The 25,889-nt window shown below is 62.4% G+C and carries 32 protein-coding genes and 2 tRNA genes; 23 read left to right on the top strand and 11 right to left on the bottom strand.

Features of this window, described 5'->3' with window-relative positions; translation table 11 throughout:
* Positions 1 to 88: 88 nt before the first annotated feature.
* The 4 genes from ACWGS8_RS25010 to ACWGS8_RS24995 all read left to right on the top strand — a co-directional run bounded on the left by ACWGS8_RS25010 (position 89) and on the right by ACWGS8_RS24995 (position 4,183).
* On the top strand, positions 89 to 1,297 hold the full coding sequence (locus ACWGS8_RS25010) for a diaminopropionate ammonia-lyase (RefSeq protein WP_454583415.1): 1,209 nt from the start codon (positions 89 to 91) through the stop codon (positions 1,295 to 1,297).
* Entirely contained in the window at positions 1,294 to 2,526 is a 1,233-nt protein-coding gene (locus ACWGS8_RS25005; protein ID WP_454583414.1) for an allantoate amidohydrolase, read from the top strand. Before ACWGS8_RS25010 ends, ACWGS8_RS25005 begins: the two co-directional genes overlap by 4 nt.
* A gap of 4 nt (positions 2,527 to 2,530) precedes the next feature.
* Positions 2,531 to 3,691: a M20 aminoacylase family protein gene (locus tag ACWGS8_RS25000; protein WP_454583413.1), complete on the top strand. Its 1,161-nt coding sequence runs from the start codon at positions 2,531 to 2,533 to the stop codon at positions 3,689 to 3,691.
* A gap of 318 nt (positions 3,692 to 4,009) precedes the next feature.
* On the top strand, positions 4,010 to 4,183 hold the full coding sequence (locus ACWGS8_RS24995; protein WP_454583412.1) for a hypothetical protein: 174 nt from the start codon (positions 4,010 to 4,012) through the stop codon (positions 4,181 to 4,183).
* A gap of 34 nt (positions 4,184 to 4,217) precedes the next feature.
* Here the strand turns inward: ACWGS8_RS24995 and ACWGS8_RS24990 are convergent, their stop codons facing one another.
* Positions 4,218 to 4,364 carry a hypothetical protein gene (locus ACWGS8_RS24990; protein ID WP_454583411.1) on the bottom strand — a complete coding sequence of 49 codons (147 nt, stop codon included), beginning with the start codon at positions 4,362 to 4,364 and terminating at the stop codon, positions 4,218 to 4,220.
* 111 nt (positions 4,365 to 4,475) lie between these two features.
* On the opposite strand from ACWGS8_RS24990, the gene ACWGS8_RS24985 reads away from it, so the two are divergent.
* The 6 genes from ACWGS8_RS24985 to ACWGS8_RS24960 all read left to right on the top strand — a co-directional run bounded on the left by ACWGS8_RS24985 (position 4,476) and on the right by ACWGS8_RS24960 (position 10,686).
* On the top strand, positions 4,476 to 4,649 hold the full coding sequence (locus tag ACWGS8_RS24985) for a hypothetical protein (RefSeq protein ID WP_454583410.1): 174 nt from the start codon (positions 4,476 to 4,478) through the stop codon (positions 4,647 to 4,649).
* 133 nt (positions 4,650 to 4,782) lie between these two features.
* On the top strand, positions 4,783 to 6,876 hold the full coding sequence (locus ACWGS8_RS24980; protein WP_454583409.1) for an ATP-dependent helicase: 2,094 nt from the start codon (positions 4,783 to 4,785) through the stop codon (positions 6,874 to 6,876).
* An 8-nt stretch (positions 6,877 to 6,884) separates the two neighbouring features.
* Positions 6,885 to 7,661, top strand: a complete 777-nt coding sequence (dapB, locus tag ACWGS8_RS24975) for a 4-hydroxy-tetrahydrodipicolinate reductase (protein ID WP_454583408.1) — start codon at positions 6,885 to 6,887, stop codon at positions 7,659 to 7,661.
* Between the two features lie 260 nt (positions 7,662 to 7,921).
* Positions 7,922 to 8,878 carry an ABC transporter substrate-binding protein gene (locus ACWGS8_RS24970; protein ID WP_454583641.1) on the top strand — a complete coding sequence of 319 codons (957 nt, stop codon included), beginning with the start codon at positions 7,922 to 7,924 and terminating at the stop codon, positions 8,876 to 8,878.
* Between the two features lie 108 nt (positions 8,879 to 8,986).
* Entirely contained in the window at positions 8,987 to 9,796 is an 810-nt protein-coding gene (locus ACWGS8_RS24965; RefSeq protein WP_454583407.1) for an ABC transporter ATP-binding protein, read from the top strand.
* Positions 9,797 to 9,807: 11 nt separating this feature from the next.
* On the top strand, positions 9,808 to 10,686 hold the full coding sequence (locus tag ACWGS8_RS24960; RefSeq protein WP_454583406.1) for an ABC transporter permease: 879 nt from the start codon (positions 9,808 to 9,810) through the stop codon (positions 10,684 to 10,686).
* Between the two features lie 13 nt (positions 10,687 to 10,699).
* Here ACWGS8_RS24960 and ACWGS8_RS24955 read toward each other — a convergent pair whose 3' ends face one another.
* Together ACWGS8_RS24955 and ACWGS8_RS24950 are read right to left on the bottom strand one after the other, a co-directional pair.
* A complete protein-coding gene (locus ACWGS8_RS24955; RefSeq protein WP_454583405.1) occupies positions 10,700 to 12,058 on the bottom strand; it encodes a sensor histidine kinase in 1,359 nt (452 codons plus the stop codon).
* Positions 12,045 to 12,716 (bottom strand): response regulator, encoded by a 672-nt coding sequence (locus tag ACWGS8_RS24950; protein WP_454583404.1) that lies wholly within the window; start codon positions 12,714 to 12,716, stop codon positions 12,045 to 12,047. The genes ACWGS8_RS24955 and ACWGS8_RS24950 overlap by 14 nt, the downstream gene beginning before the upstream one ends.
* A 488-nt stretch (positions 12,717 to 13,204) precedes the next feature.
* On the opposite strand from ACWGS8_RS24950, the gene ACWGS8_RS24945 reads away from it, so the two are divergent.
* The 3 genes from ACWGS8_RS24945 (at position 13,205) to ACWGS8_RS24935 (ending at position 14,515) form a co-directional block, all read left to right on the top strand.
* Positions 13,205 to 13,432: a DUF680 domain-containing protein gene (locus ACWGS8_RS24945; protein ID WP_454583403.1), complete on the top strand. Its 228-nt coding sequence runs from the start codon at positions 13,205 to 13,207 to the stop codon at positions 13,430 to 13,432.
* A 386-nt stretch (positions 13,433 to 13,818) separates the two neighbouring features.
* The gene (locus tag ACWGS8_RS24940) at positions 13,819 to 14,052 is read left to right on the top strand and encodes a DUF680 domain-containing protein (RefSeq protein ID WP_454583402.1); all 234 of its coding nucleotides are present in this window, start codon (positions 13,819 to 13,821) and stop codon (positions 14,050 to 14,052) included.
* Positions 14,053 to 14,275: 223 nt separating this feature from the next.
* Positions 14,276 to 14,515, top strand: a complete 240-nt coding sequence (locus ACWGS8_RS24935) for a DUF680 domain-containing protein (RefSeq protein WP_454583401.1) — start codon at positions 14,276 to 14,278, stop codon at positions 14,513 to 14,515.
* 147 nt (positions 14,516 to 14,662) lie between these two features.
* Here the strand turns inward: ACWGS8_RS24935 and ACWGS8_RS24930 are convergent, their stop codons facing one another.
* The 3 genes from ACWGS8_RS24930 to purM are packed head-to-tail and all read right to left on the bottom strand — an operon-like array spanning position 14,663 to position 16,992.
* Positions 14,663 to 15,172 carry a SixA phosphatase family protein gene (locus ACWGS8_RS24930; RefSeq protein WP_454583400.1) on the bottom strand — a complete coding sequence of 170 codons (510 nt, stop codon included), beginning with the start codon at positions 15,170 to 15,172 and terminating at the stop codon, positions 14,663 to 14,665.
* 15 nt (positions 15,173 to 15,187) lie between these two features.
* Positions 15,188 to 15,901: a phosphoribosylglycinamide formyltransferase gene (gene purN / locus ACWGS8_RS24925; RefSeq protein ID WP_454583399.1), complete on the bottom strand. Its 714-nt coding sequence runs from the start codon at positions 15,899 to 15,901 to the stop codon at positions 15,188 to 15,190.
* On the bottom strand, positions 15,898 to 16,992 hold the full coding sequence (gene purM, locus ACWGS8_RS24920; RefSeq protein ID WP_454583398.1) for a phosphoribosylformylglycinamidine cyclo-ligase: 1,095 nt from the start codon (positions 16,990 to 16,992) through the stop codon (positions 15,898 to 15,900). The genes purN and purM overlap by 4 nt, the downstream gene beginning before the upstream one ends.
* 204 nt (positions 16,993 to 17,196) lie before the next feature.
* Between purM and ACWGS8_RS24915 the strand changes: the two genes are divergently transcribed.
* The 3 genes from ACWGS8_RS24915 to hdaA are packed head-to-tail and all read left to right on the top strand — an operon-like array spanning position 17,197 to position 19,635.
* On the top strand, positions 17,197 to 17,754 hold the full coding sequence (locus ACWGS8_RS24915) for a CDP-alcohol phosphatidyltransferase family protein (protein WP_454583397.1): 558 nt from the start codon (positions 17,197 to 17,199) through the stop codon (positions 17,752 to 17,754).
* On the top strand, positions 17,726 to 18,934 hold the full coding sequence (locus ACWGS8_RS24910) for an AI-2E family transporter (protein WP_454583396.1): 1,209 nt from the start codon (positions 17,726 to 17,728) through the stop codon (positions 18,932 to 18,934). Before ACWGS8_RS24915 ends, ACWGS8_RS24910 begins: the two co-directional genes overlap by 29 nt.
* Positions 18,931 to 19,635: a DnaA regulatory inactivator HdaA gene (hdaA, locus tag ACWGS8_RS24905; RefSeq protein ID WP_454583395.1), complete on the top strand. Its 705-nt coding sequence runs from the start codon at positions 18,931 to 18,933 to the stop codon at positions 19,633 to 19,635. Before ACWGS8_RS24910 ends, hdaA begins: the two co-directional genes overlap by 4 nt.
* On the opposite strand, the gene ACWGS8_RS24900 is transcribed toward hdaA, so the two are convergent.
* Both ACWGS8_RS24900 and ACWGS8_RS24895 read right to left on the bottom strand, forming a co-directional pair.
* Positions 19,632 to 20,081, bottom strand: coding sequence for a hypothetical protein (locus tag ACWGS8_RS24900; protein WP_454583394.1), 450 nt, complete (start codon positions 20,079 to 20,081; stop codon positions 19,632 to 19,634). The genes hdaA and ACWGS8_RS24900 overlap by 4 nt on opposite strands.
* 348 nt (positions 20,082 to 20,429) lie before the next feature.
* Positions 20,430 to 21,332: a LysR family transcriptional regulator gene (locus tag ACWGS8_RS24895; protein WP_454583393.1), complete on the bottom strand. Its 903-nt coding sequence runs from the start codon at positions 21,330 to 21,332 to the stop codon at positions 20,430 to 20,432.
* 129 nt (positions 21,333 to 21,461) lie between these two features.
* Between ACWGS8_RS24895 and ACWGS8_RS24890 the strand changes: the two genes are divergently transcribed.
* Positions 21,462 to 22,328 carry an NmrA family NAD(P)-binding protein gene (locus ACWGS8_RS24890; RefSeq protein ID WP_454583392.1) on the top strand — a complete coding sequence of 289 codons (867 nt, stop codon included), beginning with the start codon at positions 21,462 to 21,464 and terminating at the stop codon, positions 22,326 to 22,328.
* Between the two features lie 23 nt (positions 22,329 to 22,351).
* Here the strand turns inward: ACWGS8_RS24890 and ACWGS8_RS24885 are convergent.
* Positions 22,352 to 22,428: transfer RNA gene (locus tag ACWGS8_RS24885), tRNA-Pro, on the bottom strand.
* Between the two features lie 125 nt (positions 22,429 to 22,553).
* Between ACWGS8_RS24885 and ACWGS8_RS24880 the strand changes: the two genes are divergently transcribed.
* The 5 genes from ACWGS8_RS24880 to ACWGS8_RS24860 all read left to right on the top strand — a co-directional run bounded on the left by ACWGS8_RS24880 (position 22,554) and on the right by ACWGS8_RS24860 (position 23,994).
* Positions 22,554 to 22,859, top strand: coding sequence for an ETC complex I subunit (locus ACWGS8_RS24880; protein WP_454583391.1), 306 nt, complete (start codon positions 22,554 to 22,556; stop codon positions 22,857 to 22,859).
* A gap of 47 nt (positions 22,860 to 22,906) precedes the next feature.
* Positions 22,907 to 22,983: transfer RNA gene (locus ACWGS8_RS24875), tRNA-Arg, on the top strand.
* Positions 22,984 to 23,065: 82 nt separating this feature from the next.
* Positions 23,066 to 23,260, top strand: coding sequence for a hypothetical protein (locus ACWGS8_RS24870; RefSeq protein ID WP_454583390.1), 195 nt, complete (start codon positions 23,066 to 23,068; stop codon positions 23,258 to 23,260).
* A 24-nt stretch (positions 23,261 to 23,284) separates the two neighbouring features.
* Positions 23,285 to 23,506: a DUF768 domain-containing protein gene (locus ACWGS8_RS24865; RefSeq protein WP_454583389.1), complete on the top strand. Its 222-nt coding sequence runs from the start codon at positions 23,285 to 23,287 to the stop codon at positions 23,504 to 23,506.
* Positions 23,507 to 23,715: 209 nt separating this feature from the next.
* On the top strand, positions 23,716 to 23,994 hold the full coding sequence (locus ACWGS8_RS24860; RefSeq protein WP_454583388.1) for a hypothetical protein: 279 nt from the start codon (positions 23,716 to 23,718) through the stop codon (positions 23,992 to 23,994).
* A gap of 238 nt (positions 23,995 to 24,232) precedes the next feature.
* Here the strand turns inward: ACWGS8_RS24860 and ACWGS8_RS24855 are convergent, their stop codons facing one another.
* Positions 24,233 to 24,451, bottom strand: coding sequence for a hypothetical protein (locus tag ACWGS8_RS24855; protein ID WP_454583387.1), 219 nt, complete (start codon positions 24,449 to 24,451; stop codon positions 24,233 to 24,235).
* Between the two features lie 78 nt (positions 24,452 to 24,529).
* On the bottom strand, positions 24,530 to 24,829 hold the full coding sequence (locus tag ACWGS8_RS24850; protein ID WP_454583386.1) for a DUF1236 domain-containing protein: 300 nt from the start codon (positions 24,827 to 24,829) through the stop codon (positions 24,530 to 24,532).
* Between the two features lie 674 nt (positions 24,830 to 25,503).
* Between ACWGS8_RS24850 and ACWGS8_RS24845 the strand changes: the two genes are divergently transcribed.
* Complete coding sequence (locus ACWGS8_RS24845) at positions 25,504 to 25,860, top strand: hypothetical protein (RefSeq protein ID WP_454583385.1); 357 nt, start codon at positions 25,504 to 25,506, stop codon at positions 25,858 to 25,860.
* Positions 25,861 to 25,889 lie beyond the last annotated feature (29 nt).

Here is a 25,889-nt window from a genome sequence, read left to right as displayed (position 1 = left end):
AAACAAACTTGCATTTCGCAGGCCCAATTACAGCGCTCTTTGCGTCTGTCCTGCAATATGGTCTCGCTGACTGCCAAGGAGGTCACCAGTGTTCCTGCCCAATCGCAATGCCTTGCACGGCAAGCCGCTTGATGCGGCCGATGCCGAAACCCTCGGGATCGCGGGCGCCGACACGGTCGAGCGCTTTCTTGCCCATCGCGACGATCACGCGATGACGCCGCTGCACGCGCTGCCGGCGCTGGCGGGCGAACTCGGCCTCGCTGCGCTGCACGTCAAGGATGAGGGCTTTCGTCTCGGCCTGGGCAGCTTCAAGGCGCTGGGCGGCGCCTATGCTGTTTTCCGCCTTGTATTGGAGGAGGCAAGTAAAAGACTTGGCCACCCTGTCGATGTCGAGGATCTCGATCGTACCGATGTCCGCTCGGTCGCGGCAAAAATGACATTTGCGTGCGCCACCGACGGCAATCACGGCCGGTCGGTCGCGCAAGGCGCCGAGCTTGCCGGCGCCAGGGCGGTGATCTTTGTTCATGCCGGCGTCAGCGACGAGCGCATCTCGGCAATCGCCCGCTACGGCGCGGAGATGGTTCGCGTCGATGGCAATTATGACGATTCGGTCAGGCAAGCGGCGCGGATCGCGGCCGAGAAGGGCTGGACCGTGGTGTCTGATACGTCGTGGCCGGGTTATGAACGCATCCCCGGCCTGGTCATGCAGGGCTATACGGCGATCGTCCGCGAAGCGCTGCGCCAGCTCAGCGAACCGCCGACCCACGTCTTCGTCCAGGCCGGCGTCGGCGGCATCGCCGCCGCGGTGGCCGGCCATCTCGCCATCGTGCTTGGCGACGCCAGGCCGGTCTTCACCGTGGTCGAACCGGCGCGCGCGGCCTGCATCGTCGCGGCTGCCCGGGCAGGGCATGTGGTCAAGGTGGCCCACGATCAGCCGACTGTCATGTCCATGCTTGAATGCTATGAGGCCTCTCAGGTCGCCTGGCGCGTGCTGGCGCGCGCCGGCGATGCCTTCATGACGGTGGACGAGGACGACGCCGTCGCGGTGATGCGGCGGCTGGCCCGGCCTGCCGGTAGCGATCCGGTGATCGTTGCCGGCGAGAGCGGCGGCGTCGGCCTTGCCGGACTTATCCGGGCGATCGCCGAAAACAGGACCGATCTCGGCCTCGACGGCAAATCCCGCGTGCTGGTGGTCAACACCGAAGGCGCCACCGACCCGCATCGCTATGCCGAACTGGTCGGCTTGAGCCCGGCCGAGGTGCTGGCCGGCAAGCTCGCTGCCGAGGCAACGCCATGATCGCGGTCGACGCGCAGCGCCTGCTTGGCCGCATCCGTGAACTCGGCGCCGTTGGCCGCGACGGCGAGGGCAGGCTGACCCGGCTCGCGGCCTCCGACACCGACAGGCAGGGCCGCGACCTCTTCGTCGGCTGGCTACGGCAGGCCGGGCTCGATGTCGCCATCGACCGCATCGGCAACATTTTCGGCATCTGGCAAAGCGCCGACAATACAGGCGAGGCGCCGCTGCTTATCGGCTCCCACATCGACACCGTCATCGACGCCGGCATCTATGATGGCTGCTACGGCGTGCTTGCCGGGCTGGAGGTGATCGAGACACTGAAGGCCTTCGGCCTGTCGCCGTCGCGCCCAATCGCTGTCGCCGCCTTCACCAATGAGGAGGGCGTGCGCTTCTCTCCCGACATGATGGGTTCGCAGGTCCATGCCGGCGGCGTCGATGTCGAGGCGGCGCTCGCCGCTGTCGGCACCGACGGCAGCACGCTCGGGCAGGAACTCGCCCGCATCGGCTATGCCGGCGAGCGCGAGCTCGGCTTTCTCAAGCCGCACCTCTATCTCGAACTGCATATCGAACAGGGGCCGGTCCTGGAGCGCGAAGGCATTCCGATCGGCGCGGTGGAGACCCTGCAAGGCATTTCCTGGCAGCGCATCACCCTTGATGGCGTGGCCAACCATGCCGGCACCACGCCGATGTCGATGCGCTGCGACGCCGGATACGCAGCAGCGCGCGTGGTCACCTTCCTGCATGACCTTGCCGCGGCCTCCAACGCGCCGACCGTTGCCACCATCGGCACGATGAGCTTCGAGCCGAATGCCATCAACGTCATCCCATCGCGCGCGGTCTTCACCGTCGACCTGCGCGATCCAGACGAGCAGCGCTTGCAGGCGCAGGAGGCGTCGCTGGCCGCCTTTCTGGAACAGCTCGGCGCCGAGGGCATCACCGTGACGGTCGAGCGGCTGGCGCGCTTCGAGCCGGTCGTCTTTGACGGCCGAGTCGTCGAACTGATCGAAGCCGCTGCCAGGAAGCGCGGGCTTGCCTCGCGGCGCATGACATCTGGCGCCGGCCATGACGCGCAGATGATCGCGCGCATCGCGCCGGCGGCGATGATCTTCGTGCCGAGCGCCGGAGGCATCAGCCACAGCCCGCATGAACACACCGAGGATGCCGAGCTTGTTGCCGGCGCCAACATCCTGCTTGATGTCGTGACGGAACTCGCCGAGCTCGAAGGCTGAAGACATGGCTGAACTCGATCCAGAAACGCTGAAGCGCGAGATGACCGCTTGGCGGCGCGACCTGCATGCGCACCCCGAATTCGGCTTCGAGGAGAAACGCACCGCGGCCTTCGTCGCGGCCAAGCTACGGGAATTCGGCCTGGACGATGTCGCCGAGGGTGTCGGTGGCACCGGCGTCGTCGGCACATTGAAACGCGGCAGCGGCAACCGCGCCATTGCGCTGCGGGCCGATATGGATGCGCTGCGCATATCGGAGCAATCGAGCGCGCCATACCGGTCCGGCAATCCCGGCATCATGCATGCCTGCGGTCATGACGGCCACACCGCCATGCTGCTCGGCGCTGCAAGGCTGCTGGCGAGGGAGGGTGGTTTCGACGGCACCGTGCGCTTCATCTTCCAGCCGGCCGAGGAGTGGGGCAGGGGTGCGCTGGCCATGCTCGATGATGGCCTGATGCAGCGCTTCCCCTTCGACGAGATATTTGGCCTGCACAACATGCCCGGCCTTCCCGTCGGACACTTCGAGACCCGCGCCGGCCCAGTCATGTCGGCCGAGGACAATTTCGAGATCGTGCTCAAGGGGCTCGGCGGCCACGCGGCGCGGCCGCATGCGGTCAACGAAACGCTGGTCGCCGCCTGCGCCCTGGTTACCAACCTGCAGACGATCGTTTCGCGCCGGCTGAGCCCGGCCGACACAGCGGTGGTTTCGGTGACCGAACTGATCACCGACGGCACCCGCAATGCATTGCCTGGTCTTGCCCGCATCCTCGGCGATGCGCGCAGTTTTCGCCCCGAGGTCAGCGCTGAGATCGAACGGCAGATGCGCATAATCGCCGAGGGCACCGCGGCCGCCTGTAACGTTGCCGCCGAGGTCAATTACACCAGGGAATTTGTGCCCTTGCACAACGATGCCGAACTGGTCGAGGCGGCCTTCGCCGCCGCCAAGAAAATCTTCGATCCCGGCAATATCGCGGTTGCCCGCGAGCCGATGACGGCGTCGGAGGATTTTGCCCGTTTCCTCGATCACGTGCCGGGCTGCTTCGTCTTCCTCGGCAATGGCGAGGCCTCGGCGCCGCTGCACAATTCCAGCTATGACTTCAACGATGATGGGCTAGTGTTCGGCGCCAGTTTCCATGCTGCCATCGCCAGGCAACGGCTCGGAATTTGACCGGCGACGAACCCTCTTCGGCAAGCTTTTGCCGGTGGAAAGCGCCCGGAAAGGGCCGAAATCCGCGATCCCGCATGACGCAGAGGCAAGACTCAGCTACGCTGCATGGCGCGGCGGACCTGATTTATCCGCTTGGCCGGCGCCTTCTCCTCCCAAGCGGCGCCGGCCTTCTTCGTTGCGCCGAACCCCTTCTAAATTAGCATTCATTAAATTTAGAATATTCGCACTTGCAGGAAGTTAGCGTCTTTCTGGCATGGAAAGCTGCGGGTTTTCGGGTGTTTGCGGGAAGACGGATGCGAGGCGGAACTGGATAAAGCGTTGCGTCAGGACGAGGCGCGGCAGGTGCGTGCGCGCATCGCCGAACTCGAAAGAAACCTCACAATAGCGTCTCCATCGCGAGGCCGTCAGCAGCGCCAGGAAGCCGGCCACGAACTGCGCAATGCCAAGTTCCGCCTCGAGCGGCTTGAAGAATGCATAGCGGCAATGCAATGAGGTTCCGACGGCCCTCATATGCACCGGAATTATCTCAGTGGCCGACAGTCTCCGTGTTCATGACGAGATTGCTGGCGTAGGAGCTTTGTTCGGCACCAGGAGCCTTGGTCAGTGGCAGTTTGTTGTCGCAGGCAGAGACAGCCAAAACCATCAGGACCAGGGCTAATCCTAGCTTTTTCATCGCTATCGCCTCCGCCCTCTCAACGATCCGTCATCGGTTTGGTTGCGAATTTGGCGTGATGGAACAAACCGTCATGTTTCCGGTTGACCCCCATCAGAGGAGGACCACGGCATGATCCGTTTGCTTCTGGTAGGTACATTCGCCTTTCTCACTTATCGCCTCGCGCGCAAGATGATCGATGACGTGCCCGGCGACATCGATCCCCTATTGCTGCCCGCATCGAGAAGTGACCGCGATGCTCTGCGCCGCCAATCGGCAGCCATGGGTGTCGACCCCCGGCGGTAGAGCGATTCCAGCAAAAGTGTGAAGCGGTTTTTCCCCGGGAAAAGCGCGGAGCGCTTGGGAATTGCGTCAAAACCAAGGGTTCGTCGCGCCGCTTCGGTGTTGCGAACAAAGCGGAAACGATGCTTGATGGGCGATGAACCTCGCCGCCCATGATTCGACCCTTTTGGAATCGGCCGTCGCGCCCGCCTATCTCGCGCGTTTGAACGACGCTCAGCGCCAGGCTGTCGAGCATGGCGACGGCAACATCGCCGGGCCGTTGCTGGTCATTGCCGGCGCCGGCTCGGGCAAGACCAACACGCTGGCGCATCGCGTCGCCCATCTCATCGTCAGGGGTGCGGACCCGCGCCGCATCCTGCTGATGACCTTTTCGCGCCGCGCCGCGTCCGAAATGGCCAAGCGCGTCGAACGCATCGCCGGCGAAGTGCTCGGCCGTGACGCCGCGGTTGTCACCGATGCGCTGACCTGGGCCGGCACTTTTCACGGCATCGGCGCCCGGCTGTTGCGCGACTATGCGCTGGAGATCGGCCTCGATCCGGCCTTCACCATCCATGACCGCGAGGATTCCGCCGACCTGATGAACCTCGTGCGCCACGAACTCGGCTTCTCCAAGACGGAGGCGCGTTTTCCAACCAAGGGCACCTGCCTTGCGATCTATTCGCGCGCCGTCAACGCGCAGGCGCCGCTCGGCGAAGTACTGGGGTCTGCCTTTCCCTGGTGCGCCGGCTGGGCCGGAGAGCTTAAGCAACTGTTCGCCGGCTATGTCGAGGCCAAGCAGGCGCAGAACGTGCTCGATTACGACGATCTGCTGCTCTACTGGGCGCAGATGGCGGCCGAGCCGAAAATCGCGGCGCATCTGGGCGGACGTTTCGACCATGTTCTGGTCGACGAATACCAGGACACCAACCGGCTGCAGGCCTCGATTCTGATGGCGCTGAAACCCGACGGCGCAGGGCTGACGGTGGTCGGCGACGATGCCCAGTCGATCTATTCCTTCCGTGCCGCCGAGGTGCGCAACATCCTCGATTTTCCCCGGCAGTTCGCGCAGGCCGCCGATGTGGTGATGCTGGAGCGCAACTATCGCTCGACGGAAACCATTCTGGCCGCCGCCAATGCGGTGATCGGCGAGGCCTCGGAGCGCTTCACCAAGAACCTTTGGTCGGAACGCAAATCCACCGACAAGCCAAGGCTGGTGAGCGTCCGCGACGAGGTCGAGCAGGCCAACTTCGTCTGCGATACCATTCTGGCCGAACGAGAAGCTGGCACGGCGCTGAAATCGCAGGCGGTACTGTTTCGCGCCTCGCATCACAGCGGGCCGCTGGAGATCGAGCTGACGCGGCGCAACATTCCCTTCGTCAAGTTCGGCGGCCTGAAATTCCTCGATGCCGCCCATGTCAAGGATGTGCTGGCGGTGCTGCGTTTTGCCGAAAACCCGCGCGACCGCGTCGCCGGCTTTCGCGTCCTGCAGCTGATGCCGGGCATTGGCCCTTCGGCCGCCGCGCAGATTGTCGAGACGATGACATCGGCTCTGGACGAGGCGATGGGGTTGGCCGGCTGGCGGCCGCCGCAACGTGCGGCGGATGACTGGCCGGGTTTCGTCTCGCTCTATTCCCGCCTGCGGGCCGGCGCCAAATGGCCGGCCGATCTCGAACAGGTCAGGCTCTGGTACGAGCCACATCTGGAACGCATCCATGAGGATGCCATCACACGCCGCGCCGACCTGTTGCAGCTCGAGCAGATCGGCTCGGGCTACGCCTCGCGCGAACGCTTCCTGACCGAACTGACGCTCGACCCGCCGGATGCGACCAGCGACCAGGCCGGGCCGCCGCACCGCGACGAGGATTATCTGATCCTGTCGACCATCCACTCGGCCAAGGGCCAGGAGTGGAAGAACGTCTTCGTGCTCAACACCGTCGATGGCTGCATTCCGGCCGATCTCGGCGTCGGCACCAAGGAGGATATCGAGGAGGAGCGCCGGCTGCTCTATGTGGCGATGACGCGGGCCAAGGACAGCCTCAACCTCGTCATGCCGCAGCGCTTCTTTCCGCATGGCCAGGCCGCGCGCGGCGATCGCCACCTCTATGCCTCGCGCACCCGCTTCATCCCGGCCTCGATCCTCGCCGCGTTCCAGCAGATGTCCTGGCCGAGCGCACAGGCGGCTGAGGGCAGGGCGCCCCGGCCGGACGTGCGCGTCGATATCGGCGCGCGCATGCGCGGCATGTGGAAGTAGCGGAAATCATGGTTCAAAGGCCGATCCGGATCGCCATCGCCGGGGCGCTGGGCCGCATGGGGCGGCAGATGGCGGAGGCCGTGCAGGCCGATCCGCGGCTGGTACTTGCCGCCCGCTTCCATCGCCCGGGGAGTGTCGGCGAAGGGCTGGTAAGCCGCGACGAGGCGCTTGCCATGGCCGAGGTGGTGATCGATTTCACCGCGCCGGCCGCCTCCGCAGATCTGGCGAGCTTCTGTGCGAAGCGCGGTGGACCGGCCCTGGTGATGGGCTCGACCGGTTTCGATGCCGGCGAACTGGCTGATATCGCCGATGCCGCGAAAACGATTCCCATCGTCCGCTCCGGCAGTTTTTCGCTCGGGCTCAACATGCTGGTCGGACTGGTCGAGCAGGCGGCGAGAGCGCTCGCCCCCGAAGATTGGGACGCTGAGATTTTCGAGGCGCATCATCGCCACAAGATCGACGCGCCTTCAGGCACCGCGCTGATGCTGGGACAGGCCGTCGCCGGTGGACGCGGCGTCGAACTGGACGCGGTCGCAAGGCGCGTCCGCGACGGCGTCACCGGCGCGCGGCCGGTCGGCGAGATTGGTTTTGCGGTGGTTCGCGGCGGCAGCATCGTCGGCGAACACAGCGTCTGCTTCTGTGCTGAAGGCGAGCTTGTTACCTTGTCGCACGCGGCCGGCGACCGCATCATGTTCGCGCGTGGCGCCATCGCCGCGGCAGTTTGGGTGTCGGGACGCTCGCCAGGCGAATACGACATGCGCGACGTGCTTGGGTTTGACCGCTGAACTTGGCACGGCGGACATTTTCAGGGCGCCGCGACTGCCCGTCGGCCGCGGCTTACTGATCGGTAAGCATTGCCGTCATTTTCGGCTTTATCCTGAAAGCTGGATGAAAGGTTGGTGCCATAACTCTTGTCCGGCGCCCCCATATTGTCGCGCAAAGCGATGGGAGAGAGAGGGGCGCGGGAAACGAACAAAGGGAAGAGGCCATGTCGCTCGCGCGAATTCTGCTTGATTCAGCCGCCACAACCGCACTCGTCGCCACCATGGCCTTGTCAGCGCCGTCCGTACACGCCGCCGACAAAGTTTCCATCATGGTCGGCGGCTACGAGAAGCAGATTTACCTGCCAGCCAAACTGACCGAAGCACTCGGTTACTTCAAGGACGAGGGTCTCGACGTCGAGTTGCTGAATGAGCCGGCCGGGGTCGACGCCGAAAACGAGATGCTTGCCGGTGCCGTGCAAGGAGTTGTCGGCTTTTATGATCACTGCATCGATCTGCAGGCCAAGGGCAAATTCGTCGAATCCATCGTCCAGTTCAGCCAGGCGCCGGGAGAGGTCGAGCTCGTTTCGACCAAACATCCCGAGATCAAAACACCCGCCGACTTCAAGGGCATGAGCCTGGGTGTGACCGGTCTAGGCTCATCGACCAATTTTCTTACGGAATATCTTGCCGTCAAGAACGGTTTGAAGCTCGGCGAATTCACCTCGGTTCCAGTCGGCGCCGGCAACACCTTCATTGCCGCCATGCAGCAGGACAAGATCCAGGCGGGCATGACGACCGAGCCGACGATCACGCGGCTGCTGAAGACTGGTGAGGCCAAAGTCCTTATCGACATGCGCACGATAGAAGGCACCAAGGCCGCTCTCGGCGGTACCTACCCGGCCGCCTCCCTCTATATGCAGACGGACTGGGTCGAAGCGCACAAGGACATCGTGCAGAAGCTGGCCAATGCCTTCGTCAAGACGCAGAAGTTCATCAACACGCACAGTGGCGCCGAGATCGCCGACAAGATGCCGAAGGACTATTATGTCGGCGACAAGGAAGGTTATGTGAAGGCCCTCGATGCCGGCAAGGCAATGTTCACCCCCGACGGGATTATGCCTGAAGGTGGACCTGAGACGGTGCTGACTGTTCTTTCAACCTTCAAGAAGGAACTGCAGGGCAAGCAGATCGACCTTGCCAAGACCTACACCTCGGAATTCGTCAAGAACGCCAAGTAGCAGGCCGTACCGGCGCGATGAAGCCATCGCGCCGGTACCCGTCAACTTTTCACGTCCGGTGGCCTCGGGGCCGACGGCGGGCGTCTGCTTTTATCCAGGAGTTCCACCATGGCTATTGAAAAAAATGCCCCGGCGATCGAGCTGATCAACGTCAGTCGACGCTTCCTTTCACCCACCGGCAAATCGCTGACGGCGCTGCGCGATTTCACCATGACCGTACAGCGCGGCGAATTCGTTGCCGTTGTCGGCCCGACCGGTTGTGGGAAATCCACCACCCTCAACTTGGTGACCGGACTGGCAAGCCCAAGTGCCGGTGAGGTTCGTGTCATGGGCGCGCCGGTCAAGGGGATAGACCCGCGCATCGGCTTTGTTTTCCAAAGCGATGCCCTGTTTCCGTGGCGAACCGTGATCGAGAACGTGATGGCTGGTCCGCTCTTTCGCGGCAAGGCGAAGTCCGAAGCCATGGCTGCGGCGCGAGACTGGCTGGCGCGCGTCGGCCTGTCGCGATTCGAGCAGCATTATCCGCACCAGCTTTCGGGCGGTATGCGCAAGCGTGTGGCGCTGGCGCAGACTTTCATAAACGGCCCGGAGATCCTGCTGATGGACGAGCCGTTTTCAGCGCTTGACGTGCAGACTCGCGTGCTGATGCACGAGGAGCTGCTGCGCCTTTGGTCCGAAGCAAAGGCTTCCGTGGTCTTCGTAACCCATGACCTGGAAGAGGCGATTGCCTTGGCCGACAAGGTCTATGTCCTGACCGCCGGGCCGGCCACCGTGAAATCGGTCTACACGATCGACCTGCCGCGCCCGCGCGTCGTCGCCGACATCCGCTACGAACAAAGCTTCATCGATTACTCGCGCACCATCTGGGCCGACCTCAAGGAAGAGGTCGAGACCAGCTATGCACGCGCGGCAGCCTGAGGAGGAACGCCATGACAGATGCCGCCATCGACATCAGGGCAGGGGCATTCAAGCCTGGCACTTCCGACGCGGAAATCGAAGCAGCCGCGGCAAAGGCATCGCAGCGCCGCCGCCGCACCGTGATATTCTGGCGGATCGCCATCCTGGTCGCCTTTCTCGGCCTGTGGGAGATTGCCGCGCGCCTGGGGTGGATCGATCCGTTTTTCTACGCTATGCCGAGCGCGATCGCGCAGCGGCTCTATGAATGGATCACGGAAGGAACGTCCGAAGGGCCCCTCTGGTATCATCTCTATGTTACCATGGAGGAGGCTGTCATTGGCTTTGTGACCGGCTCGGTAGCCGGCATCATCATCGGCGTCGCGCTCGGTCGCAACCGCATGGCCGCCGACATTTTCTCCATCTACATCAAGGTGATCAATTCCATCCCACGCGTGGTTCTGGCGCCGATCTTCATCATGATCCTCGGCCTTGGCCTCGCTTCGAAAGTGGCGCTCGCCTTCGTCATGGTTTTCTTCGTTGTCTTCCACAATGCATTCCAGGGCGTGCGGGAGGCTGACAGGGCAATGATTGCCAATGCCCGTATCCTCGGGGCGTCCAACTGGCAGTTGACGCGCTCGGTGATCGTTCCTTCGGCGATGAGCTGGATCTTCGCCAGCCTGCATGTCAGCTTCGGCTTTGCCATCATCGGTGCGATCGTCGGCGAATTCGTCGGCTCGCGCTATGGCATCGGCCTGCTGATCAATATCGCCAAGGGATCGTTCGACGCCGCCGGCATGTATGCCGCGATCGTCATCGTCATGGTGGTGGCGCTCGGCGCCGAATATCTGATGACCATGGTCGAGGATCGGCTGGCGAAATGGCGTCCCCAGCCGCTGCACGAGACGCAGTGATCAGCGACATGGGCTAGCTGCTTGCCAGTGGCAACCTGACGTCGACCACCAGACCGCCGGCCGCGCCATCCCGCAGGATGACGCGGCCGCCTGCGTTTTCGACGACCTCGCGCACGATGGCGAGCCCCAGCCCGCTGCCTTCCTCGGTCGAGCCGGCGATGCGGTAGAAGCGCTCGAACACGTGATCCCGCTCATCCACCGGAATGCCAGGCCCGTCGTCGGTGACCGTCAGCACGGCTTCGCCGTCGACGGTCGCCAGCCTCACCGTGACGCTGCCGCCTGACGAGGAGTAGCGCAGCGCATTGTCGACCAGGTTCACGATCATCTCGCGCAGCATGGTGCCGTCGCCGATGACCGGCACGGGGCCGGTTTCCTCGAGACCGAGATCGACGTTGCGGCTGACGGCGATCGGCGCATGGGTTTCCAGAACCTGGCGAGCCGCTTCGGTCAGGTCGACACGGTCGGCGCGCGGCCTTCGGCTGCCCGGCTCGGCCCGCGACAAGGTCAGCAGTTGTTCGGCAAGCCGTGCCAGGCGGCCGGAGCTCGCCTGCAAGGCCACCAGCGCCTCGTGGCGGGCGTCGGGGACGGTCTCTCGCAACGCGTAGCTCGCCTGCGTCGACAGCAATGCCAGCGGCGTGCGCAACTGGTGCGCGGCATTGGCGACGAAGCGGCGTTGCGACGCCATCTGCGCCCGCACGCGTGCCATATAGGCGTTGAGCGCATCGATCAGCGGGCGGATTTCACTCTGCGCGCCCGGCACTTCCACCGGGTCGAGGTCGCTGCGGTTCGGCGAACGCACCGCGTCGCGTAGCCTGATCAGCGGCGCCAGGCCCCGATGCAGGCCAAGGAGCACGAAGAGGCCGGCGATCGCCACCAGCGCCAACTGCTGGGTAAAGGCGCCAAACCAGAGTCGCCGCACCATCGCGTCATGTCCCGCAAGGGTGACGCCGACGGTAACCGATATCGGCGAATCCTCGCCGGCGCCGACCACACCCTGGCTGAAGGTAAGCAGCCGCAGCTGGTGGTCGCGATAAGTTGCCTCGGTGCTGGACGGCGCCAAGGCCTCCGGCAAATTGGGGTAGCCGGTCAGCAGCCGCCCTCTGGCAGTCTTGACATGGTAGTAGACGCTGTCGCGGTCGCCCGTATCGAACATCTCGATCGCTGCCGGCGGTATCGTGGCATCGAGCACGCCGTCGGTCATGGTGACCTGCTCGGCGATGGTCCGCGCCGAGCCGAGCAGCATTCGGTCGGTGACCAGGTTGGCGGTGGCCAGCGCGCTGCCGTGGCTGGTCCATAGATTGATGGTGGCGAGTCCGGCCAGCGGCAGCACCACCCATGCCAACAATTGCAGGCGGAGGCTATTGATCTTCATGTCGCAAGAGATAGCCGAGGCCACGTAAGGTGGCGATCTGGACCCGCGACCCTTCGAGTTTCTTGCGCACGCGATGCACATAGATCTCGATGGCGCTGGGGTCGGCATCGGTCTCGAAATCGTAGATCGCCGCCGAAAGTGCTGCCTTGCTCACCGTGCGCCCGGCCTTCACCATCAATTGCTCCAGCACTGCGTGTTCGCGAGGTGTGAGCGCCAGTGGTTCGCCGGCGAGCGAAAACAGCCTTGTGTTGGTGTCGAAGACGAGATCGCCGCAGGCAACGACGGGCGCGGTGCGGTCATTGGCGCGGCGCAACTGCGCCCGGATACGGGCCTCGAGCTCCTCGATCTGGAATGGCTTGGCCAGATAGTCGTCGGCGCCTTCATTGAGGCCCTTGACCCTGCCGTCGAGGCTGGCATTGGCGGTCAGCACGATCACCGGTACCCGGTTGCCGCGAGTCCGCAGAGTGCGCAGAACCTCCAGGCCGCTCATTCTCGGCAGCGCCAGGTCGAGGATGACGAGCGCATGGTCGCCCACCGCCAGCGCATGCTCGACATCCTCTCCGTCATGGACGATGTCGACCACATAATTCGCCTGGCGCAAGGTCTTGCCCAACCAGTCGGCCAGTTCGCGATTATCCTCAACAAGCAGCAGTCGCATATCTATGACAGTCCGAATCCCAGCTCCCAGCGGAACACCCAAGGCTTGATGGCCGTGGCACTCCTGATCTCTCCTGAATGAGCGACAGTATCGATCTCAACGCAAGACAAATGCGGCCTTGGCGAGGGGTAACTGCAGACCCTTGCAGGCCTCGATCTGCCTATTTTCTCATTTTTCTTATTCAAATCGAACCGAACGGTTCGGTTCTGGTTGACAGATTGTACCGCAAACAGTGAACAATGACCTCCAAAAGGGCTTGGGTTTTGTTGGGGGCGTGGGACCTAGTAACCTGAAATTATTGCATAAATCGAGCTAAAATTGCTGCAAGGCAATATGCATTGTATATAATATAAGCAAGTTCTGCAAAGCCGACGCGACTGGCAATCCCAAAAGGCATTCCCTACTTCGCGGTAGTCCGAGCGACGCGAAATTCCTCCCAAGGGCACGCTACTGGACGGACAGGACAGATAAATACTGGAGTAAAGAAAATGACCAGGATCACTCTTACCGCCGCTGCCATCCTCGTTGCCACGGGCACCGCTTTTGCCGGCAGCGACAATTATGGCTCCAACAATGTAAACCAGCCGGTTGTCAGCCAGCAGTCCTCCAACATCGACACCACGCATACCGGTTCGATCGCGAAGTCCGTAAAGACGCAGGGCGACGCCAATGCCAACGTGCCGGCCCAGTCGGGCCAGGGCATCTGGGGCCGTTAATTCCTTCAATCCCCGGAAGACGACAAAGAGCGGTGGGCCTGGCCCGCCGCTCTTGTTTTTTATGCATGCGGTATGCCGATCGGAAATCGAACCGATCGGTTCAAATAATGTTGACGAACCGTGAGCGGACGGTCGACGCCGGCTTTACAAATCGTCATAACGTGCAATGGGTGATTTCCAATAACCATATGATATTTAGCAATAAAATTGTCGTCGCTTGATCCATTTTCCTAAATTCAAGGTCTGGATCCGGCGCGTGATGGAACATCTTCGTGATTGGAAGTCGGCAAACGAAAAACCCACTTCCAGCCCGTCCGAGCGACGCGAAATTCCTCCCAAGGGCACGCCACTTGACGGACAGAACTTAGGAATACTGGAGTAAGAAAATGGCCAAGATCGCACTTACCGCTGCTGCCATCCTCATTGCCACGGGCAGCGCCTTTGCCGGCAGCGACCATTTTGGTTCGGACAATGTCAACCAGCCGGCCATCGCAGCGCCCGCTGGCAACATTGACCACAGCCACACGGCGTCGATCCGCCAGCCGGTCGAGCATCATGGCTTCAAACTGACGCCCGATCCAGTCCAGCCGGAATCCGGCCAGGGGATCTGGGGCAACTAAGCCAAGCAGGCCTCGATGACAAAGAGCGGTGGGTTTGACCCGCCGCTCTTGTTTTTTGTGTAGCAGGGCAGGCACGGGCTGGCATCGGTTTGAGCCACCGGATCTTCGCACCCGACAGAAAAAACGCCCCACCTCCAGGAATAAAACCGGATGGCCTCGGGTCTCATTTCCAGCGGAACCGTCCTCCCAAGACGCCGCCCAACGGATGAGACAGGAGATTGAAATGAACAAAATCGCTATCGTTATATCAGCCATCCTCCTTGCGACCGGCGGTGCCTTTGCCGGCAGTGACCATTACGGCTCCGACAATGCCAACCAACCGGTTGCCTCGATTGCCGGCGTGGATCATGCCGCCACCGGCGCGGTCAAGAACACGGATGTGGCCGGGCACAAGGCGGCCGATACCAGGATGAAGACCACCACCGACTGGCCGGAACCCGGCCAGGGCATCTGGGGCAACTGAGGTTTCGGGCGCGGCGGGCTTGCCCGCCGCATGCCCGGCAGGACGGCTAGAGCGTTTCACCGTTTCATGGAAACGCCGAACCGCTCTAACTCTTTGTTTTCACGCAATTCCAGGCGGAAAACCGCTCACACTTTTCCTGGAATTGCTCTAGCTCAGATCCTTCGGGCGCAGGCAATGCGTCAGTCGGGCGACCGACAGGCCAGACCAGTCGCCGTCGAAAACAAAGCGCGCGATGGCTGCCGTGGGGAACTTTTCCTCAAGCCTCTTATGGGCTTTGGCCTCCGAGCCTGACCCGGCAAGCTGTTTTGCCAGATCCTCCAGGCCCGGATTGTGGCCAACCACCACCAGGCAGCCCCTTGTTGGTTCGACTTTACGAATCTGGCTCAGAATGTCCGCCGCCGAAGCCTCGTAGAGCGCTTCGGCAAGCACGACCATGGGATGCGCCGGCAATTCCGCGGCGACCAGCCGCCACGTGTCGCGGGTGCGCAGCGCCGACGACACCAGCACCTGATCCGGCAGCCAGTCGCGCGCCGCAAGCTCGCGCCCCATCAATTTGGCCGCCTTCAATCCACGTTGCGCCAGCGGACGGTCGAAATCATCGAGCGCAGGGTCGTCCCAGCTCGATTTGGCGTGCCGCAGGAGGAGAAGCTGTTTCATCGCCGCGCTCTCGGCTTAGGGCGTAATCCGTGCCAGATGTTCCAGATCGGCTTCCTCGCGCAGCGGATCGGGCGCCATCACCACCGAGGTGGCGTTGTCGGCATCGTCGGCAAAGTGGGCGAGCACGGTGCGCCCGGCCACCATGCGCGCCTTGCCTTCGGCGACCAGTCCAAGCGCCAACGGATAGAGCCGGTGCTCGGCCTTCAGCACCCGGGCCGCCAGCGTATCGGCATTGTCGCCGACCATCACCGGCACGGCCGCCTGCGCGATGATCGGTCCGTCGTCCATCTCCGACGTGACGAAATGCACGGTGCAGCCATGGATGCGCAGGCCGGCGGCCAGCGCCCGGGCATGGGTGTCGAGGCCCTTAAAGGCCGGCAGCAGGGCAGGGTGGATGTTGATCATCCGTCCCTGCCATTTCTGGACGAAGCCGGAGGAGAGGATGCGCATGTAGCCGGCCAGTGCCACGATCTCGGCATTGAAGGCGGTGAGTGCGGCGTCGATCGCCGCGTCATGCCCCTGCTTGCTGCCATGGTCGGCGCGGGCAATGACCTGCGTGGCGATGCCGCGCGCCTTGGCGATGCCGAGGCCGGCGGCGTCCGCCTTGTCGGAAATCACGCCGACGATCTCGGCCGGGAAGGCCGGGTCGCTGGCAGCCGCGATCAGCGCGGTCATGTTGGAGCCGCGTCCCGAGATCAGCACGACCGTGCGTTTCCTGTGTGTGCTCATAGGCCGATCGAGCCCCGATAGATGACGCCGGCATCGCGGCGCGGCACGATGCGGCCGATCGGCGTCACCGTCTCTCCGGCTTCCTGCAGCACGGCAGCGACCTGCGCCGCCTGGCCGGAGGCGACCGCCAGGATCATGCCGACGCCGCAATTGAAGGTGCGCATCATTTCTTCCGGCGCCACGCCGCCGGTCTTGGCCAGCCAAGAGAACACCGCCGGCACGTCTATGGCTTCCAGGTCGAGCTCGGCCGAAAAATCTTTGGGCAGCACGCGCGGAATGTTTTCCGGGAAGCCGCCGCCGGTGATGTGGGCCAGCGCCTTGATGCCATGCGTGTTGCGGATCGCCTTGAGGATCGACTTGACGTAGATGCGGGTCGGTTCGAGCAGCGCCTCGGCCAGCGTCGCCTCGTCGTTGAACGGCGCCGGATCGCTCCACGCCAGCCCGCTGGCGGCGACGATGCGGCGCACCAGCGAAAAACCGTTCGAATGCAGGCCCGAGGAAGCAAGACCCAAAAGCACATCGCCCTCGACGATGTCGTCGGTGGGTAAAAGCTGGCCGCGTTCGGCCGCGCCCACGGCAAAGCCGGCGAGGTCATAGTCCTTGCCGTGATACATGCCGGGCATTTCCGCCGTCTCGCCGCCGATCAGCGCGCAGCCGGCCTGCCGGCAGCCTTCGGCGATGCCGCCGACAATTGCCGCGCCCTGGTCGGGGTCGAGCTTGCCGGTGGCGAAATAGTCGAGGAAGAACAGCGGCTCGGCGCCCTGCACGACAATATCGTTGACGCACATGGCGACGAGGTCGATGCCGATCGTGTCGTGTTTGCCGGCATCGATGGCGATCTTGAGCTTGGTGCCGACGCCGTCATTGGCCGCAACCAGCACTGGATCGGTGAAGCCCGCCGCCTTGAGGTCGAACAGCCCGCCGAAACCGCCGATCTCGCCATCCGCGCCCGGCCGGCGCGTGGCGCGCACCAGCGGCTTGATCTTCTCGACCATGAGATTGCCGGCATCGATATCGACACCGGCCTCGGCATAGGTGAGCCCGTTCCTGCGCTTGGCCGCTTTGTCCGGGCTTGTGTCGCGCTTGCTCATCGCAATTTTCCTGCTCGTTTGCGGGCTCTTCGCATGAACGGTTTCGGTCCGCAAGGATAACGGCGGAGCCGAGCACCTTTTGGCCGACAAAAGCGTGGATAGAATGGCATCGCGTTTGGCACTCGCGTCCAGAACAGGCTGTCCCTTGTGGCGGCTCTCCATCTCCTTCATCTATCTCGAAACAGCGCATGGCGGGACAATGCATTGACCATCCCCAACCTGATCACCATCCTGCGCCTTCTCCTGGTGCCTGCCGTGGTGCTAGCCATGCTGCAGGCCCGCTGGGACTGGGCCTTTGCCGGTTTCGTCATCGCCGGCGTCTCGGATGGCGTCGACGGTTTCATCGCCCGCCGTTTCAACCAGCAGTCCGAACTCGGTGCCTATCTCGACCCGATGGCCGACAAGCTGCTTCTGGTTTCGGTGTTCGTCGTCATGGGCTTCATCGGGCAGTTGCCGCTGTGGCTGGTCGTCACCATGGTGTCGCGCGATGCGCTGATCGTCTGCGCGGTCCTGTTGTCCACGGTGATGGCGCATCCGGTCGAGATAAAGCCGTTCCTGGTGTCGAAGGCCAATACAGCCATCCAGATCGTGCTGGCGGCGGTTGTGCTGGGCGAGCTTGGCTTTGCCGTGCACCTCGACCCGCTGCGGCCAGCCCTCATATTGCTGTCCGGGGTCTTGACCGTAGCTTCGGCCGCAGCCTATCTCGTGGCTTGGCTGAGGCATATGAGCGGCTATGGCGAAGGCTCCAATCCGGACATCTGAGAAAGAAGCGGCGGTGATCGAGGCCGCGGCTGCCGATCTGGCCGCAGCCTCCGCGTTCCGCCGGCAGATCTGCTTCTGGGTGGCCGGCGTCGCAGGACTTGCGCTGTTCCTCTATATATTCAGCGCCATCCTGCTGCCCTTCGTCGCCGGCATGGTGCTTGCCTATTTCCTCGATCCGGTCGCCGACCGGCTGCAGCGGTTTGGCCTGTCCCGCTTCATGGCGACGGTGGTCATCCTCATCACCTTCCTCATCGTGCTGGTGCTGGCCTTTGTCATCCTAATTCCGGTGCTGGCCACGCAGATGGCCGATTTCGCCGGCAAACTGCCGGAATATCTGACCCGGCTGCAAAGTCTGATCACCTCCTTCGATCCGAAATGGCTGGAGCAGAAATTCGGCGTCAACGCCAATGGCTTGCGCGATGGGCTGAATTCGCTGCTGACCTCGGGTTTCGGCCTGCTCACAACGGTCTTCACCTCGATCTGGAGTTCGGGCGTGGCGCTGGTCTCGGTGGTCAGCCTGTTCGTGGTGACGCCGGTCGTTGCCTTCTACATGCTGCTCGACTGGGACCGCATGGTGGCGGTCATCGACAGCTGGGTGCCGCGCGACAATGTCGCGACCGTGCGCGCCATTGCGCGCGACATCAACACCGCGACCGCCGGCTTCGTGCGCGGACAGGGCACGCTCTGCCTGGTGCTGGGCGCCATGTATGCCACCGGCCTGACGTTGACCGGGCTGAATTTCGCCATCCTGATCGGCCTGTTCGCCGGGCTGATCTCTTTCATTCCCTATGTCGGCTCGCTGACGGGGCTGGTGCTGGCGGTTGGCGTGGCTTTTGTCCAGTTCTGGCCGGACTGGACCATGATCGTCGCCGTCGCCGTGGTCTTCTTCATCGGCCAGTTCATCGAAGGCAACATATTGCAGCCCAGGCTGGTCGGCAAAAGCGTCGGCCTGCATCCGGTGTGGCTGATGTTCGCCCTGTTCGCCTTTGGCGCGCTGTTCGGTTTTGTCGGTCTGCTGATTGCCGTGCCGGCTTCCGCCGCCGTCGCCGTCCTGGTGCGCTTTGCCATTGCCCGCTATCTCGAATCGCCGCTCTACAAGGGCCACGCGACAGAGCCCGCGCCGCCGCTGCCGGCCGATCGCGGCGGCGGCCACCGCACACAACCACGTCGCTCGAAGTGACCGCCCAGAGAACCGATCCGCCGCGCCAGCTGCCGCTCGATCTCGGCCACGGCACCGGCTATTCGCGCGACGAACTCGTCGTCTCCGGCACCAACAACCAGGCGGCCGCACTGGTGGACCTCTGGCCGGACTGGCCTTCGCCGGTGGTGGTGCTGGCAGGTCCCGCCGGCTCCGGCAAGACGCATCTGGCCGCCATCTGGCGTGCGCGTGCCAACGCGGTTGCCGTCGACGCCCGGCGCATCGGCGACAGCATTGCCAGTCTCGGCGCCCGGCCGGCGCTGATCGACGATGTCGATGCCGGCGCGGTCGACGAACAAGGCCTGTTCCATCTGATCAATGCGGTGCGCGGCGCCGGCTCGACGCTGCTGTTGACCGCACGGCGTTTTCCCGCGGCCTGGGGCGTATCGCTGCCTGATCTGGCCTCGCGGCTGAAGGCGGCAGCGACAGTCGAGATCCATGAGCCCGACGACCTGCTGCTGGCCGGCGTCATCACCAAGCTGTTCGCCGACCGCCAGGTCGAGGTCGAACCGCATGTCGTGCAATATCTGGTGCGGCGCATTGAGCGCTCGCTAGGCACAGCCATGCGCGTGGTGGAGCGGCTGGACCGCACCGCGCTCGAGCGCAAGATGCCGATCACACGGGCGCTCGCCGCCGAAACGGTCAACGCCATGGATGAGGGGCAGGGCTCATTCGATATTTAGGCTGCAGGTGCTCCGGAACGGTGCAGCCCCTCTACCTTCGTGGCAATCTCGTGCAATGTCGCCATCAGCCTGTTGATTTGCGACAGCGTGGTGGTCATTTCGGGGCCATATCGCGCTACCAAATATTCTCTGTTTCCGGTGAGTTGAGACAGGTGATGTGTCGTGCGCTTCCGCAGGACGAGCCCAGAAATAAGGGCTTTTTCGGTGCGAGCAGCGAAATCATGCTGCAGGCCGCGAACCGCTTTCGGGTCCGATCCTGATAGCAGGAGTCGTGCATTGAGATAGAGTTCAATCGCGTGAAGTGCAGCGAAACGGCACGGCACGAGGGAAAGTGGATTCCGCTTGCGATGAAGTGCCTGAAGACTGACCGCCGCATTTCTGAATTCACTTGCAAGCCTTAGTATTTGTTCGGCCGTCGCCTCTTCGCCAGGATAGGAATTGCCCATTATACTCCCCCGTTTTGGATCCCCTCATTCTTATTGATGGTACAAGGCGGGGCGTTAGTCAAAATCAAGCCAGGCTATGGAAACAACAACCCAACAATTGGAAACATGTCCCATTTCGGGAAACAGGACTGGCATCCATCTTGCTGCACCAGCTTGCCGGCTGACCCCGGTCCTGATTACGTTCCAAATCAGGTTGTAGGCTCGCCGGGAATGAGTTTGGGGTTCTCGCCCGGCGAGCTTACCTTCAGGTGCATCGAGCGACCGCCCGCGCCGCGCTGGTGACCACCCAACCAACGACACGTGTTGCTTCCAAGCCGTGAGCAGGGGACTGGGCGTCGGCGATGGTGGTCAACCGAGATGCGATTGCACGAAGTCGATGAAGGCGCGAACCTTGGCCGGCGGCAAATGGCGCGATGGGTAGAGCGCGTAGAGCGGAAAGCTTTCGCCGTGCCAGTCCGGTAGCACCTCGACCAGCGCGCCTTGTTGGATGAGGTGCCGCACGCCAATCGCCTTGATCCTGGCGATGCCGACGCCGTCGAGGCAGGCGCCGAGCATGGTGCCGAACTCGGTGACCATCAGGCGGCCCGTGGTTTTGACATCGACGACCTCGTCGCCGCGTCGAAACCGCCATTCCTCGATCGGCTGGCCGGTCAGCGAATCGCGGACCTGGATGCAGGCGTGGTCGACAAGATCGGCGGGGATGGTGGGGTACCCGCGTGCCCTGAGATAGGCGGGTGCGGCAACCGTTACCGTGCGGGTCTGCACGAGCTTTTTCACCACCAGCGACGACACGGGCGGCGTTCCAAAGCGGATGGCGATGTCGAATCCTTCGGCCACCAGATCCCCTAACTGATCCCTGGCGACAAGTTCGAGCGACAGATCCGGATAGAGCGACAGGAATTCGCTGATATGCGGCGTGAACAACTGGCGCGAAAAGAAGGCGTCGACATTGACACGCAGCCGGCCACGCACCGCGATCGACGTGCCCGAGGTGACGGTCACCGCGTCTTCTATGCCGGTCAGCAACGGCGCCACCTCGGCGTAAAGCCGGCGGCCCTCGTCGGTCAACGAGACGGCGCGCGTCGTCCGGTCGAGCAGACGCACGCCGACGCGGGCCTCCAGACGCGAGACCGCGCGGCTGACGCCCGAGCGTGACAGGCCGAGCGCGTCGGCGGCCCGGGCAAAGCTGCCGCCTTCGGCGATCGCGGCCAGCACGCCGACATTGGAGATGACACGCCCGTCGAACGCCATTGGCCCGTCCGTTGATTTGAGATCAACAATGATATGATTTAATGGCACTCACGGCAACAGTCGGTGTCGAGCTAAAGATCCGCCATTCCGTGCCGCGGAGGCGCGAACCCGAAAAAACGGAGATGGATCATGTATGCAATCACCGGCATTACCGGCAAAGTCGGCGGCGCGATGGCGCGCGCATTGCTCGCCGCCGGCCAGCCCGTTCGCGCCGTTGTGCGCGACGCCACGAAAGGCCGCCAGTGGGCGGCGCTCGGCTGCGACGTCGCGATCGCCGCCATGGAGGATGAGGAGGCGCTGACGCAGGCTTTCAAGGGGGCAACGGCTGTGTTCATCCTGCCGCCGCCGGTGTTCGATCCCGAACCCTTTTATCCCGAAGCGCAATCGGTCATCGACAGCGTCGTGACCGCGTTGAAGGCTGCGAAGCCGGCCAAAATTGTCTGCCTGTCGACCGTTGGCGCCGATGCGGTCCAGGACAATCTGCTGTCACAACGCACGATGATGGAGACCGCGCTGAGCGCGCTGCCGCTGGTACTTACCTTGCTGCGGCCCGCCTGGTTCCTTGATAATGTCGCCTGGGACGTTTCGTCGGCACGAGAGGCCGGTCTCATCCACAGCTTCCTCGCGCCGACGAACAGGGCGCTGCCGATGGTGGCCGCCGAGGATGTCGGGCGGGTGGCGGCAGCACTCATCCAGCAGGACTGGAGCGGCACGCGTATCGTCGAGTTGGAAGGCCCGGAGCGTGTGTCGCCCGATGACCTTGCCGCCGCTTTCACAACCGTGCTTGGCAAACCGGTGCGCGCCGTGCCGGTACCGCGTGAGACGTGGGAGGCGCTTTTCCGTTCGCAAGGCATGCGAAATCCGCAACCCCGCATGCGCATGCTGGACGGCTTCAACCAGGGCTGGTTCGCATTCGCCGACGAAGCGCGGACAATCAAGGGCACGACAAAGGCGCAGGCCGTGGTTCAGGCTCTCGCGGCGGGTGAGGGCGCCTAGGTTGCGCCGGATATAAAAAGGGATGGTCGGAGTGGAGAGATTCGAACTCCCGACCCTCTGGTCCCAAACCAGATGCGCTACCAGCCTGCGCTACACTCCGAACGGTCTGTTGCCTATTCATTTCGGTGTTACATGGCAAGTGCAAAAACCTTGCCGCCATGCGCATTGCGCAGTAATGACGGGCGAAGGGGCGGCGATGCTGCCTTGCACAACCATGAGGTGGCCATGTCCGCGCGCATTTTCAGCCCAGCCAAAACCGCGATGCAGTCCGGCAAGGCCAAAACCGGCCACTGGGTGCTGGAATTCGACCCCGAGATGCGCAAGAAGATCGATCCCTTGATGGGCTATACGACGTCGGGAGACATGAGAAGCCAGATCAGGCTGACCTTCGAGACGCGCGAAGAGGCCGTGGCTTACGCCGAAAAAGAAGGCCTTGCCTTCCGTGTCGAGGAGCCCAAAGAGACCAAGCGCCGCCAGATTTCCTATGCGGAGAATTTCCGCTATGACCGTAGGACGCCCTGGACACATTGAACGGCGGCCAGCGCCAGATATTCAGCCGGCCCGTTTGGCCGGCCAGCGGTCCCGTAGCTCAGCTGGATAGAGCACCGGCCTTCTAAGCCGATGGTCACAGGTTCGAATCCTGTCGGGATCGCCAATAATTCAAGCACTTAGGTCTTAGCCGGCTGAAAAGTTCCAACTCGGCTCGGAAAGACCAGGAGCGCGCCAACTATGCCTGGATGTATGGCGTCCAGGCTCGCAAGGACGGCAAAGGGCGTGCCGTACCGGATTTCTGGCAGGAGCATGCCGACGCTTGGCTACATGGCTACGACGGGGAGGCTACCGCCGGCCCTGCCACGACCATGCCTGTCGGCGACCTGATGGAAGCGGAGGTCGATGAGGCGGCCGTCGGCAAACCCGACCTTGGAACCTAACCGTCAGGCCGAGCTTGAAGCTCGATGACCACGCGCGGCATCAATTTCCTAGACCAATGGATTGCCAACAACGTCCCGGAGACAACGAAGGCCGATGTTATCTCGGTTGACGAGTTGACGCACAAGCTCATCGCCGACGCCAAGGCGCTCGGCATCAAGCGCGGCGAGATCGACGAAGAGGTCGACAGCCTCTACCGCACGATCCTCGATGCGATCGTGCATTATGATCCGAGTTTGCCCGAGTGACGGTAGTCATCAGAACAAGTTGCACCAGTCGTACTGGCTCGAACTCGGCTTTTACGCACGGGCCGCGCGGCCGTCGAAAACGCATGCCATTGCTCGGTTTCGTCGGCGGCCCCATCCTCGAAGCTTCCGTTGGGAACCGAGTTCGAGACATCACGTTGCTTCTGATGGTCACGAACCTGTGTTCATGACCCAAAAAAGGAGGAAATGCGATGAACATCAAGAAGCTCACCATGAGCGCGATGGCGCTCGCAATGATGACGGGTTCAGCTCTCGCTGGCAGCACATCTGCGCTCGACGATCCGGCAAAGATGTCGCCGTTCTTTACCGATGCCGGTATGAAGACAATGAAGTCCGAGGCGGATTTCAAGGCCGCATGGACGGCTATGAAACCCGATGAGCAGAAGGCCGTATTGAAAGACTGCGGCGATACCACGCTCAACAAGTCGCATGCAGACTTCTGCGCGATGGCGAAGATGATGGGCGGCTGAAAGCAGTTCGTCCAAGTCCTTCCCTATTGCTGGCCCGCTGCTCACCGTGGCGGGCCGTGAGACTAATGCCCTGGCGTCCGGGCTTGAGTCCACATCAAGGCGACTCAATTCTTGTCTTGCGAGGCGTTGAATGGCGCGAAAAACTCGACCTGACGGTTGGGGCTGGCTCACAATCTTCGCGGCTTGTATTTTTGTGACAATTGGCGGGCCACGGTCCGGAAGCTCGGTCATACTTATTCTATCCTGCTTCTTGACCAGCGCCTTCGGCGAGGAAAGATGCAGCGATCAGGTCGTCGCCAGCAATCTGACCGGTACCGATATCCATAATGGCCGCGACCTTTTGAAAGGTTTTAAGTTCGGCCTTAGTTACACGCGCTGCCCACATTCTTGCCTGGAGATCTGCCAGGCGCGCTACTAGGGCTTCGGTCGTCTCGACCTCAAGGTTCTTCATCTTCATTTTGCCCGGTTGAGTGGTGATCTGCCATGCACGACCCACCGCCACGGCTGGCGGCGGGGCGTGGGTTCATTCGAAGTCTTAGTCGTAGACTTTGACAATCTTGCGGGTGCCCGGATCGACCAGAACTGTGTGTTTGTCGACCACCACATAACGGTATTTGACGTTCGGAACTTCGTGGAGCTCGACCGTGTCTGGTAGAGCCGTGCCGACGTTCAGTTCCACTCCCGGAATCTTGACTGAAGCCAGCGGTTGCTTCTTCACGTATTCGCGCACAACGGTGTCCTGCTCAGGTGTGATGACCACTTCCTCGGCAGCCACTGCGCCAATGCCGGCAAACAGAACGAGCGCCGCGGCGGCGCTGGTTAGGTGCATTCTCATATTTTTTCTCCTCTTGTAATCTGGCGAACAGCATTGTGCGCCAGCGATCCAAACAAGTCGGCGGACCAAACGTTCCTCTGCCCCGACTTCAGTCTGAGGTCGGACAGGACGAAAGCCCGGATACAAAAACGCAATGGTCTTACCTCTTGGGACTAGGCGGAACAACCTATGGCCAAGGTAGTTGCTTCTCCAAATTCGGAGAGAGCAGATGGATAAAAGTGTTGGTCAGGCACGCTGGTTGCTAGCACCAATCTTCGCGACTGCCGTCACCTTTCTGGTGATGGGCATAATGCTCAACATTTAGTGAGTAAAAACGATGGCATTGGCCCATAGATCGAATGAGAGTGTCAGCGCCAACGAGCCTGCGAATGACAATTCTGCGCCTGAGCCCGGATGGCTGAACGCGCTCTCCTTAACTGACGAGGAAAACATCGCTGATCTTGTCAGGCGAACCGAGCGCACGGCTATTTGGGTGCTTCTAGGAATGGGCGGCTGGTTGATGTCAGTCCCCATTATCTACGTAGTCCTGGCCCACGGGATATGAAGGCAATGACTGAGGACTGCCTGAGCACATCCACTCTGCCAGTTTTGGAAGTCGCTTCGTCGGAGCGGATTTGTCGTATCGGCAACTCGCCGCGAGAGAACTATAAGGCAGGAAAGACGCTTACTGGCCCATGAGCACACGCCGGGCAGAAATCTTCGCCAAACCGGTCGCACAGGACCAACTATCCGGTGATCCGTTGGTGGCGAACCATATATCAAACAGGATTTTGAAGGCGGCTGAGAACGCTCAGACGACTGCGAAGTCAGAGCGGCCAGAGGCGATAAAAGAGTACAAAATTCCGAGCATCGGAGCTGTGGCAGATAAAGACGACGTACTGCATACTGAAATTGCCAACCCTCTAATCCGTATGATTATGACAGTCTATCAAAGCGATTTTTTCCCCGTCCTTTTACTCCTCGCGATCTATACGCTGTTTGCGTTCAGTGCGGCTCTGTTCCTTCTAGGATGGATCGCGTATACTGCCTAGAAAGCTAGAAGCCGCAATGAGGCAGCAAT

The organism is Mesorhizobium sp. 43Arga (genome assembly GCF_053714255.1).
This window is presented reverse-complemented; position numbering and strand designations above follow the sequence as displayed.